Source organism: Peribacillus sp. TE19612 (genome assembly GCF_056279465.1).
Genome location: NZ_JBWCCL010000032.1, coordinates 1 through 13,966, shown reverse-complemented (window position 1 = coordinate 13,966; position 13,966 = coordinate 1). Strand labels below are relative to the sequence as shown.

The following is a 13,966-nucleotide window of genomic DNA, read 5'->3' as shown; positions in this document are numbered from 1 at the left end:
TCTGCATACCTTTGACGTCCACACTCTTAAATTTTTTCATATGTATGACCGCAAAACTCATCAAGACCACCCCCAAATATATCCCCCTCTAACCATTGTCCGAGAAAGAACTTTATTTGTAAAGTAGAGCTTACTACACTTTGTACCAAAGTGGTAAGCTCTGCGAGGCTGTTTCGACTGTGCCGAAACCATGCTAAAGCATGGCAAAAGCATGACCGCGGGCTCTCGCCCACACCTAGCCAACGCAACACGTTGGATCGCAATAAAAATCTCAACCCCCAACCCCAAATTCTTGGGGGCTCCCTCCCCGGTAGGCAGCTCAAAAGGTGTTTCCTTTTGAGACCCAAGAGGGTCTTGGTGAAGTGAGTCTATCAACTCCTTATCCTCCCTTCGGTCCGGTACCGTTGACAGACGCCAATGTGGCCGCACTTTTTTTTACGAGTACTATGGCCACATTTATAAAAACTCAAAAACACCGTTCAGAGTAGAACGGTGTAAAAAAAATAATCCTTAATTCCCCCTGCACCAAAGACTGATACAAGGAGAATAAAAGTGATTAAAGAAGTGATTAAATATGAGTGGTTGTCCTATTATATTCCAAGATAAAGAATTTGTTTGGGTTTGGAATCGAGACAGGTTATTTCTTAAAAACGGTTATAAACCAGTAGATTTATGCTGTTTTTAGTCTTATTTTCACTGTTTGTACTATATTGTACAAGCAGTTTTTTTATTAATGAATAAAATAACTCGAAAATAAAAAAAAGAGGTGATTAAAATAAACCATTTTAATCCTATTCCACATTGTAAACCGCCGTTTAAAGATACAACATATCTTCATCATAACAATTGTTTTCCTAAGAAACACGAAGGTTGTTTTAAGAAAAAACGTTGCGATGATGACCATCACTTTGATTGTTTTAAGAAAAAATGCTGCGATGATGACCATGACTTTGATTGTTTTAAGAAAAAACGCTGCGATGATGACCATGACTTTGACTGTTGTAAGAAGAAACACTGCTTTGATAAATGTTGGTAATTTGTTAGCTATGATCTAGTACTTGATCATGGTACTTTTTATTTCTTTATCTTTTAATGGGAATGAACCTCGTTAGAATATATATGAGAAAAACCCCGGTGACTAGTCGGGGGTTATCGGGTTATCTGGTGAGGGAATTCTTGTATAATTAGGGTATGACAAACTTCCAGGGTTGGTCATACTCCTTTTTAGTCTATGGCATAGAAAAAGAGCGTGTAAGGGCTTCTTCCTCACTTTCCGAAAAGTCGAGAGAGGAAGCCTTTTTTTTCTGCTTTGATTGCTTCTATTTCCTCTTTAGCCGCAGCCACTTCTTCTTTAGCCGTAAGTAAAAGTTGATTTTCTTTTTGATCCAGCTGCTTTATTACGGAAGCAGATACTTCAGCGACTATTTTATCTAATCGCTCATTAAACCTTTTATCTCGTTCTTCTTCATATTTAGATTTTTCGTCTAGCCGTTCCAATAAAACGCGGATCAGTTCGGATTGCTTTTCTATGGTTTTGTCTTGCTGGTCCAATCTATCCGCTATAGCTTGTTCAAGGCGCGTTATATCAGAGGGTATAAGCGTATCTGTGGGAAATACAGACTTACTTTCATATATTGCTACAATTGACTTTGCAGCCGTTTCAAGGGTTATGCCTGGGCGGTTCCGCTGCTTTATAAGTTCTTTGAACATCATAATGTTTGAATCGGTATAATTACGGTTTCCTTTTTCGTCTTTAAGGAAGTTATAGCCGTTTTGTTCCAGCAGCCGCGCATACTTGGTTACGGTTTGCCTTTCTATACCCAGGTAATCAGCTACTTCCCCAGGAGAATACAGCCTTTCTATTTGTTCCGTATCGTCCATAACGTTAAAAACCCCCCTTTCATTTATAAATTACAATTAGGATTATAACATTCTATCAAGAATGATTCTTTCCCTTCTTCTTATTATGGAAATGAGTGTTTGACGAAAAAAGAAAAGAAACACATAATTATTCCAATTATTAAATAACAAAATTAGGAGTTATTTTATGTCTATATCACTTACTACAGCGTTAACCATCCTGGGATCATTTGGTGCTGGGGCCACTGCTCAAATTGTTAGTCATGTACTTACACTAAAAAGAGAAGATAAAAAATACCAAAAGGAATGTTTGCAAAATTTATACTCCCCAATTGTATTTAAATTGATTGATTATTTAAGAATGATTGGAACAAGTCATAGTCCAATACCTTATTTCAAGGATGACTCTGTTACTTTCTTAGACACTGAGAGGCTATTTAGGGAAATTATGAAGGGAATTGGTGACAACCTTAAATATGCTAATGCAGATTTAATCAATATATATCATGAAATAAAAGGATTTGGTGAACATGATGATCTTGAATTAGATAAAGAGCATAAGGAAGAAACTGAATTTAATTTAGCAATTAGTGACGAATTATTATTAAATAGGATTTTGTTAGCGAATTTATTTTTTTCTCAATATATTGAAATTAACAGAGCTTTGAAAACATCATCTAAGTTAATAAATGAAAAAATGATTCCTCCGTATTTCTATACTCATGTGTATTTATTAGTACATGAATTCTATTGGGCCTGGGATGATACAGAATTAATATTAAGTTTATACGATCTAATTGAACATATTATTTTAGCAAATGGAAATTTTGTAGAGAGAATTAATAATATAAGAAAAGAACTATATGCAATTCAATATCTATCGTATCCGTATAAGGATTCTCATAGAGTGACAGATGCATATTTAACGTCCTATCAGTTTTTATATGAAATCGCCGATGAAATTTCAATTCTAAGTCAAGAAAGAGCTGAGGAACTTCAAGAATTTCTTGATGATAATATCCATAGATTTTAATGGTGTTTTATAGGAGCTAAAAACGGTGGGCTCCTTCGATTTTTAAGGCTAATTATTTTTCTCATTAATCTTGTCCAGAAGTTATAAGTTCTAGAGACTTGAAAAAACAGCTCAATTTCCCCTAAAAATAACCCTTAACATTGTCCGGAAGTTAGTCTAGAATAAAATTACAGAAATTAACTAACTTTTAGATAAATGAAAAGAGGTTATACATAATGGCTATTATAGGATACGGACGTGTAAGCACCATTGATCAAACATTAGATTTACAGGAAGAGAAGTTAAAAGAATATGGCTGTGAGAAGATATTCATGGAGAAACAAAGTGGAGCTAAAAGTGATCGTGAGGAACTGATTAAGGCGTTGGACTATTTAAGGGAAGGTGACAAGCTGGTTGTTTACAAAATAGACAGACTAGCTAGGAGTACATTTGATTTACAAAAGATTGCTAAGGATTTAGAAGAACGTGGAATAGCTTTAGTATTCATCAAAGAACAGATTGATTTTAGTACACCATCAGGAAAGCTAATGTTCACTATGCTGGGAGCTATTGCTGAGTTTGAACGTGATCTAATTAAAGATAGAACAGCAGAGGGTAGGGAACGTGCTAAGGCACAGGGGAAACATATGGGTAGGAAAGGGAAGGACGAGAAGGACGTTAAGAAGGCGTTAAAGCTTTATGATGAAAGAGGTTCAAACGGTTTAAGCGTTAATGATATAGCCAAAATGACAGGTGTCCCACGTTCCACTATTTATGCTAAAGTGAAAGAGATGACTAGCAATAGCTAATCGTCTTTTTTCTTGTGGCATTATTTCCATTTGCAGTGACTACTTCTTGAACTAATACGCTTTATTGACGATCCGGCTACCATCTGTAGTTTCTTTTGTTTATGCAGTTTAGTTCAACAAGTGTAGTGTGTTCGTACTGTGAAATAAATATATATGTGTTTTTGTCATTTTTTCAGAAAACCAAGTTAGCTAGAAACACAATTTATTCGATCAAAAAGGAATTTGAAAAACCAAACAAAGAAGTAATAAATCAAAATGATGGTATGGGAGATTTGGATATCTTCCTTATAAATACATTGAACGTCGAGTACAGCAAGGTAACATTGTTTACGTCAGGTAAGCGAAACTGAAAAGGGTCTATACAATCTAAATACCCATAGAGCAAGGCAAGCACACTAGAGGTTGAATCCCTGTGTCCACCTCTGAGAAGTCTAAGCCTACATTTTTCTAATATAGGGGTAGCACCAACATTTTGACGTAAAACCCACGTTAAGACATTTTTTGGTAGCAGAATAGTTCTTTTCCTTACTTTAAGCTAATTCCCTTTAACGTAAATGGGTTTGCGAAAAGGGAATTAGTTTTAGGAAAGGGTTAAGGGAACGAAAATCATCTATTTTACAACCATTAGGTGGTTAGTATTTAACTTCCCTAAAATGATCGTTAAAGGGAAATTGCTTATTTATAAGGGTTTTGTCCTTATCGTGGGAAATATGATAAATGGTTGGTGATACCCTTTGTTGAAAAAATCGAGAACAATCCTTTCTTAAAAGGAAAAATGCTTGTTTCAAAATCGGCTAAACAAGAGTATGACCAGGCTATTTCCACACGTGAAAACTACCAAGATTCGATGAAAAAAGAAGGAGTTTCTGGAAGAATGGACCTTGAAAAACAGTTCCATACTTTAGGGGAAATGGAAGCTAGAGTTCCTGAATTTAAAGGTCAGATTCAATCCCAAGAAAAAGGTCTCGACTTATTAGGCGCCATTATGAAGGGCATTGAACAGGCAGGAAGGGAAATGCAGAAGGAAGAACAACGTCAGCAACAGAAGGTTAAAGGTAAAAGCAAAAAGAGAAATCAATGGGAATTAGAACGTTAATATGCCTTCCGTTATGTCAACAAGGTTAATTAGGGGTTCCAACAGAATTTTTCTGCATAATTTACTAAGGTATATATATAGTAGAAACAGTGAAAATAGGAAGGCTGTACAAAAACAGCATATGATGTCCTGCCCCGCATCTATCTCCGCGAACAACAGAAGACCTTATTCCTCCTTTTTGATTACTCTAGTGTAATTTAATACTAATAATATGATTTAGCTAATTAAATGTTTGCATAATAATTTTCCAAAACTTTCTATTAATGGATGAATGTCTTAAACAGACTTTGCCGCGAAACATATATATACTATATATTGGAACTGGTTTTGTTTCATTATGTTTCAGTCTAGTAGGAAAAATATCAAAAGCAAAAAAACAAACAAAAATGGAGCTGTTATTAATGGATGCCAACACACTAGCTATTCATAGGCAAGGTGTTGATTTTTTAGTCAATTCTACACCCTATTTTCAAGAGTTTTGGGACGGAATTCAAAGTTGGGAAATAGAAACATTTCAAATATTCAATAGATTCCTAAATAATAAATATTCATATCTTGATATTGGTGCTTGGATTGGTCCTACTGTTTTATACGGAGCTCACAAGGCTAAAAATGTATTTGCAATTGAGCCAGACCCTGTTGCATATCAAGAATTGATTAAAAATATACAGTTAAATCCCAGGATTTCTTCAAAAGTAACCTGTATTAATGCAGCTATAGTGGACAGGCCTGGGCATATCAAATTATATAAAAGAGATGAGCTTGGAGACTCTATGTCAAGCATTCTTCCTACAAGAACAGATGAAGATTATTGTGAAGTCATTGCCACTTCCATAGAAGAACTAACACTAAACTACAATTTAAAAGATCTTAATTTTATAAAAATGGATATAGAAGCAGGAGAATATTTTTTAATACCTGCTCTTAAGGAATTTTTAAAAAAGAACAGACCGACATTGTACTTATCCCTGCATCCTCCGTTTTTACATGAAGCATTGAATTTAAGATTAAGCAAGAATACCAACTCAAAGATGGATGCCAATTCACCCGACATAGTTTCATTGACAGAAAATTTAGTGAATAATTTAGATTTTTACAAATTTATATATGATCCGCAGGGGAATCTCGTTAATAAAGATACAATATTAAATTTAAAAAATCTTGGAATGTTTTTATTTACCGATGAGCAATGGTGATCATTTGTAAATTATATACCTTTTTAATTACCCTCGTAAGGATAGCCAAAAGAATTGTTGGTTTGACTGATAGAGAAAGCTGATATTGAGTATTAGTGCTGGTTGTTCCGAATTTTTACTTTCGTCCTAGTATCAGCGCAGCTTTCTTTAAACATTCTCCATAATTCGTAGCCTTCAAGGCAATTAAAACGCCTTAAGGCGTTCTCAAGAAGTAGATAATGCCTTTGTTCTTCCCCGGATCAGCGCATAGAATGGCACGGTTTATCCAAGCAAGGTTATTTGATGCCTACTCATTGTCAAGACATCACTACATTGAATACATTGAGTACGTTGTTTACTGAATTAAGATATTAAGTATTCAAAGTAACTTGTCATTCAATTTTTCTTCTTAGAATACTTTAAATACTCCTGTTTTTCATAGTACAGATAACCGCGAAATGTTGGCGGGACCCCAGATTTAATTTAAATTCATTAAATCTCCATTCTCCTTTTTTCAAAACCTGGACGATATCCTTATACAAGGATAATAACAAATTAATATTATATATTCCGGTAAATAAATAGCAGGATTATCTTGAAATCAGAATGAGAACATTTTTCTGCTAATTTTATATGTATGTCATTGGATTAGGTATGTAGGTTTACCCCTTGTACTTTTATTTGCTAAAAATAAATTTATTGTTGCAGCCGTTAGATCTTAAGTGTGGGATTATCCCTAGCTTCAGTTTTGGGAGGAATTATATTTGTAATCCCTTTATAAATAAGGAATTATTTATTGAAAAAGCTATTAGCAGTGTATTAGAAAAGCATTTTATAATTAGAAGTTATTACTATTTCAGGGTGCAAACAATACGGTGACTACATTGAGTTGGAACGACTACGAGAAAATCAAAGAGAAAAAAGGAGAATGAAACAGTTGGAATATACCATTGTAATCCCTGTTTATAATAAAGAAGGATTCATGATTCGTTGTATTAGCAGTGCCCTTAATCAGACTTTAGCTCCCTCTTCTATTTTAATAATAGATGATGCCTCTACCGATCAATCTATTAAAGAAATAACCCCCTTTTTATTTGATAAAAGAATAAAACTAATTCAATTGAAAAAAAATGGAGGGACATCAAAATTATTAAATGAAGCATTACGGTATATTAAAACCCCCTACTTCATTCAGTTAGATGGTGATGATTGGCTTGAACCTAATGCAGCAAAAGAGCTTGTGTCTGCACTTCATTCTAATCCATCTGCTGGGTTTGCTTACGGAAATCACCATTTTTATTACTATGATAAGAAAAATGAACTTAATAATATTAAGCCCATGATCGCACCTAATTTTGAAAATAAGTATGACCTTTTATTGAAACTGTCGTTTATGATAAACCCCCGATGTTATCGAACAAAGTCAATTATTGATATGGGCGGATGGATTATAGATTATCCTTTTGATAAATGGGAGGGGAGATTTTTTGAAGATGTGCAAATGATTCTAAGACTCGCTAATAAATATTCTTGGATACATGTTAACAAATTTCTTCATAATATTACAATAAATATGAATACATCCCAACATGACGGTAAGTTATCTTTAATAAATTTTAATCATTTGAGAATGTCAATGTATGAATATATGTTAGAAGAATGGGGAGGAGAATACTCACCTCTATGGAATATAGAAAGCGGTTATATTTTATTAAAAGACCTAACTTTCAATAAAGCTAAATAGCAGTGATTATTCCATTTATACCCCAATTTACCTAGTAATCAATGATGAACCAATGGCTAGAATTAGCAATTCATCTTAAGAAGTAACGTTCTTATTGCATCAAACTGAATAAAATTACTTGAAGAAAATAAAGAAGAGGGATTAGTGAAAAACGCTAAAATGTTTCAATACGTTGTTCGTTTCTTCTTCCGTAATGCCGATATAACGCAGGTTAACAGAAGGATGGGAATGATGGAGAATCCTTTGCAACATGGCAATATCCTTCGTGGCTTTGTAAAACCAATAACCAAACGTTTTTCGTAAGGTATGATTGCCGACATGTTCCACGCCGGCGAACTCTGCAGCCTTATTTAACTGCCTGTAGGCCTGAGTAGGGGTAATGGGGCCTTCTCCCTTCCTGGACGGAAATAAATAGGGACTCGGGACGTTTTTGGCGTACTCATAGACCTCCTTAAAGCAATTCGCGATATACATGTCGCGGATTTTTTGCGTTTTACCTTCCTTAACCCGGAGAATCTTGTGTTGTTTGCTTTTAAGGCCCAGGATTTGCAGGTGTAGCCAACGCCAAGATCTGAACGCTAGTAAAAGCCATCAATGAAAAATTGAATGGGTTTGGTAAGCCGATCTACTTTTGAACGGATGCTAAGAAAAGCGAAGGATTTAGGGATCGTATCCATCGAAAATACGAATAAATCTAAAGGCGGAAAAGGACATAATGTCTATTTTTTCAACACAACGATTATCCCGGTCTCCTAGAAAAAAATCGACAGACACGTGGACAAATCCATCAAGCAAGAAAGGTCTTAGAAAAGGCAGGAACAGCCCATCAGAACGCTTTTGTACGTCGAGTGGCCTCTTTATATCCTGAACGTCCTGAAATGCGCCATATAAGCCTTGAAACGGCTAAAAAGCTTATGGAAGTTAATAATGCAAACGAAAGAATAATCCAATTAAATAGAATAAGGGCATGTTTTGTAAAAGATTAATCAAAACATGCCCTTTCTATTTATTCATTTATCAAGGTTTCTTGTATTAATTTGATCAAACTTTATTTCAAATCTACACAAGGGTTTCAAGTTTTTCGCCTGTTGAGGGCTGGGCTTTTTTACTTTTTACGGTATAGCGAAGACTACCAGAATCTTTGTAGAAGCTTGTTAATTATGGTTGCTTTACCAGTTTGATAGAGGTAAAATTATCAGTAACTTAATAACGAACGGATAAACAAAAAAGCCATTTCCATATGTTAGTGTTTCTCAGGCACTAACGGAAATGACTTCTTCTATAACCTAGTGTCCGACCACTAAGTTAAATTTTTAGTCCTGACGCAACAGGACTATTTGATACACCTATTATAAACTCATTGTCTACTGAATTTCAACTAGTATTGTTAGTGGCATTCATACATATTAGGACAAAGTTTAACAAAAGGGCGTTATCTCTTTAACTTGGTAAGCTGACAGGTTATTGGGGTAGCGTCTTTTTTGTGTACTGTTCAGGTGCAATTGCCTGAAAGCACCTTAAAAACTGATTGGATAGTCTACGTTCGTGCAGAGAGTACCTAGTATGCTCTTACAAAGTGGGCAACCCTCAATGGATTCCTATTCATCTGTTGGGGGAAGGTGAGAACTACCTTAAAAGGTTCGGGTGGTAGCCATTAGCATTACGGTGCTAGGGAACACGTTCAGCTTGTCGCATAGGGGTGGCTTTATGTAGAGGACAAGCCTTTAGGTAAAGGGCGTGTACAGTGAAAACTGTTGAGTGAATAGGGTCTATACATACGGATACATTGCGAACTGACGCAAGTAAATTAGACGCTTATCCCTCCTATTCTGTTAGATTGCTTTTTTTAGCTTTCTTTCAGCATAGGGGATAAGACTGCCTTCCAGCCGTTTCATTGCTTCACTTCAGCAAGTCAAAAAACCTAAAACCAGTCAAGCATAATCAACTAAAATAGTTGGAAAAATTGCTGTTAAGATAACGGAGGTTAGGCATTACGACTACATAATCTTATATTTACTATATAAGGATCGATGAAAGACAGCCTGGAGTGAATGCTTCAGGCTTTTTTCTTTTTCTTTGTCACTGGTCCCGGATATCCTTTTTTCTCTGAATGAGCTTTGATTTTATTCAGTAGTTCCAAGCCTTCTTTTTTTGTCATGTTTACCACTTGTTTAGCCATGATCTACACTCTCCTTTTTATGTACTTTGATGGTATAAGTATGGTCAAAATTTGGAGTTGTTAAACATCTTCCTCTCTGCTGGAATAGTTCATATTTCTGGTACATATAGATAGTGTACATAGCGTATTTTCACTTTAGGGAGGGGAAAGAGCTTATGAAAGAGGGAAGCCAGACAGCAAAAAGAAAAGTTCGTTCCGATAAAAAAAGAGATATCAAACCAACAATCTCAGAATCTTTGAATGAAATTTGTCATGATCTAAGTTATGTTTTAAATAGGCCAGTGAAAGATGTGGGGGAGATGTTTATCATTTCTGCGTTAAACAATAGGGAATGCATTGAGAGCTTGTCCATGTATTTCAAAAGAGACTACAGGCACGATAATACGATTTTTAGAGGTGACCTTGAAGCAGAGGTAATCCAGAAGAGAAATATCATTCAGAAGAAAAGGCTTCATTTAAGATTCAAAGCTTGTGAGCATGACAGAATTTCTACTCTGGCATTTTCGATGGATTGTAGTGTTAGTTTGGCAACCACTATGCTGCTGACGTCTGGCATTCGTAATACAGAAATCTTTAATGAAGTGGTGGATTCGGAGCTTGTCCGTTTGCTTGATCCAGAAAGGCTTAAAAGGCTGCGGACTATCCATAAGTACATAAACAAATTAAATGGAGATACCAATATATCAATCTTTCAAATTGTTGCTTATGTAGCACATGAAGTGGTGGACACCACGAAAACTATGCACGAAAAAGTTAATGATTGGATAGATACAAATATAAAAAATATTGAGTGAAAAATTGGTGTAAAATCATTATCAACATTGATATTAATATTAATAAATTATGGCTGAAGTGAACATGCGTCAGTCTTTTTTTATGTAAAAAAATATTCAATGTGCAAGCTTCTTAAAAGCTAATGATTCATTATGGTTACTTTCTGATTTATAAAGAGGGAAGATTTTTTAACACGGTCAAGGAATCAAAAAAGAAGAAAGGCTGCTGAATTTTAGAAAGCTGTTTTTTTGTATGGATCAGGACGACTAACGGAAATTATGGACAAGCAAAAGAGAGGTCAGTCGATTAGGAAGGCCATAACGAAGAATAACCTCTGACAACTTTTTTAAGGTTGGACTCAGAGGCAAGGTAGCTACTTTTCATTTAGTAATATCCCCACTAAATCGGATACTATTCATCAATTGGGGCAAGAATCGGGCATGAAGATTATACAAAAAAACAGATCCCAAAAGGAATCTGTCTGGATTAAAGTATAATTATGTAAGCCGCCATTGCCGTAGAATAGAAGAAAGTTTTAACCACCACTTCTCAAAGTGGGTGTTCGCAAAAACAATTCTGTTGTCCAAGCCAGTGACTAGGCATAACATTCCTGTTTCAATTTAAAACTCCCTATTACAGCTTAAAGGTAAAACTTTATATCGTTACGTACAATGCAGCTTGTATTCATATAGTACTTTAATTAAGGGTTGAGTTCAATGGTAGTTGTTTCCCCAATTGGTACATATGGAGATTACTACACGGCTAAACAAGATAAACTCCAATTTGGAAGGGAATAGCAAAAGCTGAGGCGAATAATTAACCGAGGTGATCTTATGAAAATATCTGAATTACTAGAGTTAACCCAAAGCAAGAAACTAGCTGACATTGCTAAAGACAGTTTGGATATAGGTGAAAAGAGAACAGTTGAAGCACTTAAAAAAGCTGGTTGCTATTCAATCAGTGGCAAACGTGGGTGGCATTTTGATGGTAAATCTAGCGTGTTAGAACAATCTATTTATGAGTACTTAACACCAAGCAAACGAGGGGGTAATAGTGCCAAAAAAGAGGTTTCTGCAACATTAGAAAAAGCCACGGTTGTAATTAACCCAAGTTCCCAACTTTCCAATGAACCAGAAAATAAACAAGATGGTAATCCAATAAACAAACAAATAAATAAACAAGTTGGAAAACCAACAATCCAACAAACCAAGAATAAAACCAGTAAACCGGCTATGAAAAAGGTAACTTATGAAATTGAAGAACAGCTTCATGATGAATTAAAGATCAAGTCTATTAGAGAAAAACGGACGGTATCGGAAATAGTGAATGAGATCATAAAGAGAGGATCACAATAAATTTTCATATTTGACCTGTATCTGAGTGTCATTCAAGCCAGTCATATCAAGGCTTCAAGGCTATTTTAAAAATACTAGTTGTTGCTATATGTATCAAGATAAGAAAAAACACAAAAAAATCCCCCAAAAAACCGGGGATTTTTTAAGTTCAAAACCAAAAACAAAAACAAAAACCCTCAAAAACTGAGAAAGTGAAAGTTAAATTGTACCTTTCATTCTAATTACCTTCCCACCTAACTCAGATTTAAGTTCTAGCATTCCGTTTTTTTTATAATAGGCAATTGCTTGCTTGTTACTTGGTGAAACACGAAGATGATACTCAGTTACTCCCTTGTTTTGAAAAAACTTTAAAGCATACGCATGTAGATTCCTCCCTAAACCAGCCCCACGTTTTTCAGGAATTAGATAATATAGATTTACATAACCAATCTCGTTCCCTTCGTACTGTCGTAATGTAAGCTCCAGTTGACCAATTGGTATGCCGTTTTCTACTACTATTACAAAACCTTCGGGGTATTTTGCTGATTGGTTTTCAATCCAGGTGAGGTAATCCTCTTCAGTTCCGAAGTCTTTATCTGTTCCAAAACTAACAATAAAAGAATCTCTGCGAAAAGGAATGACATATTTACGATGCTTTTCTACTTCAATCGGTAAAAATTCCAAGTGCAAAGCTCCTTATCATTTAGATACTTAAATTCTTTTTAAGAGAAATTTTATTATCTTTCAAAATCTATCCCTCTGCTTACCTTTTTTTCTTGTTTCTCATTCTCTTTCATATTCAAAAATATTTGAGCTCCATTCACTTCTTGCTCGTCTGTGAAATGTTTTTTTAATAATCGCTCTCCCATTTTATCTAAGACTTGGGCCTTAAAAGCCCCAACATGATGGCTGAAGTCCTTTACTTTATCTTTGTAGTAGCTTTTTACCTTCTCGAGGGTCCGGGTTAAGAAAGTATTTTCTCTAACCAATTCTTTATTTTCATCTCTCAAACGATCATTCTCTTTTTTCAACATGCTATTTTCATCTCTTAACCGATCATTTTTTTGCACTTCTTGAATCCAATAGCCTTCAAACTGCTCAGATTTGATTTTAAGGCCCTCCGAAACTTTCGCTAGAGTTTTAATACCTTCAAAGTCTTCTTGGTCTAATTCGACCGTTTTGGAGCGAACTAAGCCACCCTTCTCTTTTACTTCCACCTCATCCACTTTTTTAACATGATCTAAAGACTTTCCTAGGTCGCTTAAGCGACCCTCTACGTCCTTAATGGACTTCTCCAGTGATTTTTTATCTTCTAGCTTTTCTTTCAATTCATTTTCTAATGATTTTACTTCTTCCTTTACGGTTAACGCTTTGAATCGCTGGGCTTCTATATGCTTTCGGTCACTAGAAACGCCACGCTCTAAATCAAATCCCTTTTTCGTTACATGCTCATGAAATTTATCTTGAAGTTGCTGCAGTTCTGTTTTTTTACCAAAAAACTGTTTAGCTGCCAATTTACCTTCCGAAGTAATCGGAACCATCCCCACATGCATATGGGGAGTTTTTTCATCTTTATGTACAACCGCATACACCATATTTTTTTCACCATAACGATCCTGGAGAAACTTCAGGCTTTCTTCAAAGAAACGCTTTTCTTCTCGTGGATCTAAGCCATCGAAAAACGCTTTGTCTGACGTGACGACAAAAGAGCATAATTTAACCGCATCTTTCCGTATTGCTCGTTGGCTGGTATAGCGTTCGTCAATTTCTCGTTGAATGCGCTCGTCATAATCAATTGGAGCATCATTTAACAAATCATAATTCAACAAAGAACGCTCCTTATCAATGTCCATATTCGTCTGACTCTCTTTTTCTCGTTGATTATGAATCTGCATACCTTTGACGTCCACACTCTTAAATTTTTTCATATGTATGACCGCAAAACTCATCAAGACCACCCCCAAATATATCCCCCTCTAACCA

12 protein-coding genes and 1 other RNA gene are annotated in these 13,966 nt (G+C 35.3%); 7 read left to right on the top strand and 6 right to left on the bottom strand.

Annotated features, from left to right (window positions below; genetic code table 11):
- Positions 1 to 1,266 precede the first annotated feature (1,266 nt).
- On the bottom strand, positions 1,267 to 1,881 hold the full coding sequence (locus tag ACZ9AO_RS25970) for a hypothetical protein (protein WP_476111279.1): 615 nt from the start codon (positions 1,879 to 1,881) through the stop codon (positions 1,267 to 1,269).
- Between the two features lie 166 nt (positions 1,882 to 2,047).
- Here ACZ9AO_RS25970 and ACZ9AO_RS25965 point away from each other — a divergent pair, with 166 nt between their 5' ends.
- The 5 genes from ACZ9AO_RS25965 (at position 2,048) to ACZ9AO_RS25945 (ending at position 7,696) form a co-directional block, all read left to right on the top strand.
- The gene (locus tag ACZ9AO_RS25965) at positions 2,048 to 2,893 is read left to right on the top strand and encodes a hypothetical protein (RefSeq protein WP_476111277.1); all 846 of its coding nucleotides are present in this window, start codon (positions 2,048 to 2,050) and stop codon (positions 2,891 to 2,893) included.
- A gap of 215 nt (positions 2,894 to 3,108) precedes the next feature.
- Positions 3,109 to 3,681: a recombinase family protein gene (locus ACZ9AO_RS25960; protein WP_406593160.1), complete on the top strand. Its 573-nt coding sequence runs from the start codon at positions 3,109 to 3,111 to the stop codon at positions 3,679 to 3,681.
- Between the two features lie 775 nt (positions 3,682 to 4,456).
- On the top strand, positions 4,457 to 4,777 hold the full coding sequence (locus tag ACZ9AO_RS25955) for a hypothetical protein (protein ID WP_476111275.1): 321 nt from the start codon (positions 4,457 to 4,459) through the stop codon (positions 4,775 to 4,777).
- Between the two features lie 401 nt (positions 4,778 to 5,178).
- The gene (locus ACZ9AO_RS25950) at positions 5,179 to 5,973 is read left to right on the top strand and encodes an FkbM family methyltransferase (protein WP_476111273.1); all 795 of its coding nucleotides are present in this window, start codon (positions 5,179 to 5,181) and stop codon (positions 5,971 to 5,973) included.
- A 916-nt stretch (positions 5,974 to 6,889) separates the two neighbouring features.
- A complete protein-coding gene (locus ACZ9AO_RS25945; RefSeq protein WP_340877892.1) occupies positions 6,890 to 7,696 on the top strand; it encodes a glycosyltransferase family 2 protein in 807 nt (268 codons plus the stop codon).
- Between the two features lie 141 nt (positions 7,697 to 7,837).
- On the opposite strand, the gene ACZ9AO_RS25940 is transcribed toward ACZ9AO_RS25945, so the two are convergent.
- A complete protein-coding gene (locus tag ACZ9AO_RS25940) occupies positions 7,838 to 8,212 on the bottom strand; it encodes a tyrosine-type recombinase/integrase (RefSeq protein WP_476111281.1) in 375 nt (124 codons plus the stop codon).
- 1,540 nt (positions 8,213 to 9,752) lie between these two features.
- Positions 9,753 to 9,875 carry a hypothetical protein gene (locus ACZ9AO_RS25935; RefSeq protein ID WP_286201563.1) on the bottom strand — a complete coding sequence of 41 codons (123 nt, stop codon included), beginning with the start codon at positions 9,873 to 9,875 and terminating at the stop codon, positions 9,753 to 9,755.
- Positions 9,876 to 10,030: 155 nt separating this feature from the next.
- Between ACZ9AO_RS25935 and ACZ9AO_RS25930 the strand changes: the two genes are divergently transcribed.
- Positions 10,031 to 10,669 carry a hypothetical protein gene (locus ACZ9AO_RS25930; RefSeq protein ID WP_476111271.1) on the top strand — a complete coding sequence of 213 codons (639 nt, stop codon included), beginning with the start codon at positions 10,031 to 10,033 and terminating at the stop codon, positions 10,667 to 10,669.
- A gap of 479 nt (positions 10,670 to 11,148) precedes the next feature.
- On the opposite strand, the gene ssrS is transcribed toward ACZ9AO_RS25930, so the two are convergent.
- Positions 11,149 to 11,332: non-coding RNA, 6S RNA (gene ssrS / locus ACZ9AO_RS25925), on the bottom strand.
- Positions 11,333 to 11,482: 150 nt separating this feature from the next.
- On the opposite strand from ssrS, the gene ACZ9AO_RS25920 reads away from it, so the two are divergent.
- On the top strand, positions 11,483 to 12,004 hold the full coding sequence (locus ACZ9AO_RS25920; RefSeq protein WP_476111269.1) for a hypothetical protein: 522 nt from the start codon (positions 11,483 to 11,485) through the stop codon (positions 12,002 to 12,004).
- Positions 12,005 to 12,202: 198 nt separating this feature from the next.
- On the opposite strand, the gene ACZ9AO_RS25915 is transcribed toward ACZ9AO_RS25920, so the two are convergent.
- Positions 12,203 to 12,667: a GNAT family N-acetyltransferase gene (locus ACZ9AO_RS25915; RefSeq protein WP_476111267.1), complete on the bottom strand. Its 465-nt coding sequence runs from the start codon at positions 12,665 to 12,667 to the stop codon at positions 12,203 to 12,205.
- Positions 12,668 to 12,720: 53 nt separating this feature from the next.
- Positions 12,721 to 13,932: a MobV family relaxase gene (mobV, locus tag ACZ9AO_RS25910; RefSeq protein WP_476111265.1), complete on the bottom strand. Its 1,212-nt coding sequence runs from the start codon at positions 13,930 to 13,932 to the stop codon at positions 12,721 to 12,723.
- Positions 13,933 to 13,966 lie beyond the last annotated feature (34 nt).

Bases quoted from the DNA above. Each gene is read 5' to 3' on its own strand.
- ACZ9AO_RS25970 (WP_476111279.1), bottom strand. From the start codon at position 1,881: ATGGACGATACGGAACAAATAGAAAGGCTGTATTCTCCTGGGGAAGTA.
- ACZ9AO_RS25965 (WP_476111277.1), top strand. From the start codon at position 2,048: ATGTCTATATCACTTACTACAGCGTTAACCATCCTGGGATCATTTGGT.
- ACZ9AO_RS25960 (WP_406593160.1), top strand. From the start codon at position 3,109: ATGGCTATTATAGGATACGGACGTGTAAGCACCATTGATCAAACATTA.
- ACZ9AO_RS25955 (WP_476111275.1), top strand. From the start codon at position 4,457: ATGCTTGTTTCAAAATCGGCTAAACAAGAGTATGACCAGGCTATTTCC.
- ACZ9AO_RS25950 (WP_476111273.1), top strand. From the start codon at position 5,179: ATGGATGCCAACACACTAGCTATTCATAGGCAAGGTGTTGATTTTTTA.
- ACZ9AO_RS25935 (WP_286201563.1), bottom strand. From the start codon at position 9,875: ATGGCTAAACAAGTGGTAAACATGACAAAAAAAGAAGGCTTGGAACTA.
- ACZ9AO_RS25930 (WP_476111271.1), top strand. From the start codon at position 10,031: ATGAAAGAGGGAAGCCAGACAGCAAAAAGAAAAGTTCGTTCCGATAAA.
- ACZ9AO_RS25920 (WP_476111269.1), top strand. From the start codon at position 11,483: ATGAAAATATCTGAATTACTAGAGTTAACCCAAAGCAAGAAACTAGCT.
- mobV (WP_476111265.1), bottom strand. From the start codon at position 13,932: ATGAGTTTTGCGGTCATACATATGAAAAAATTTAAGAGTGTGGACGTC.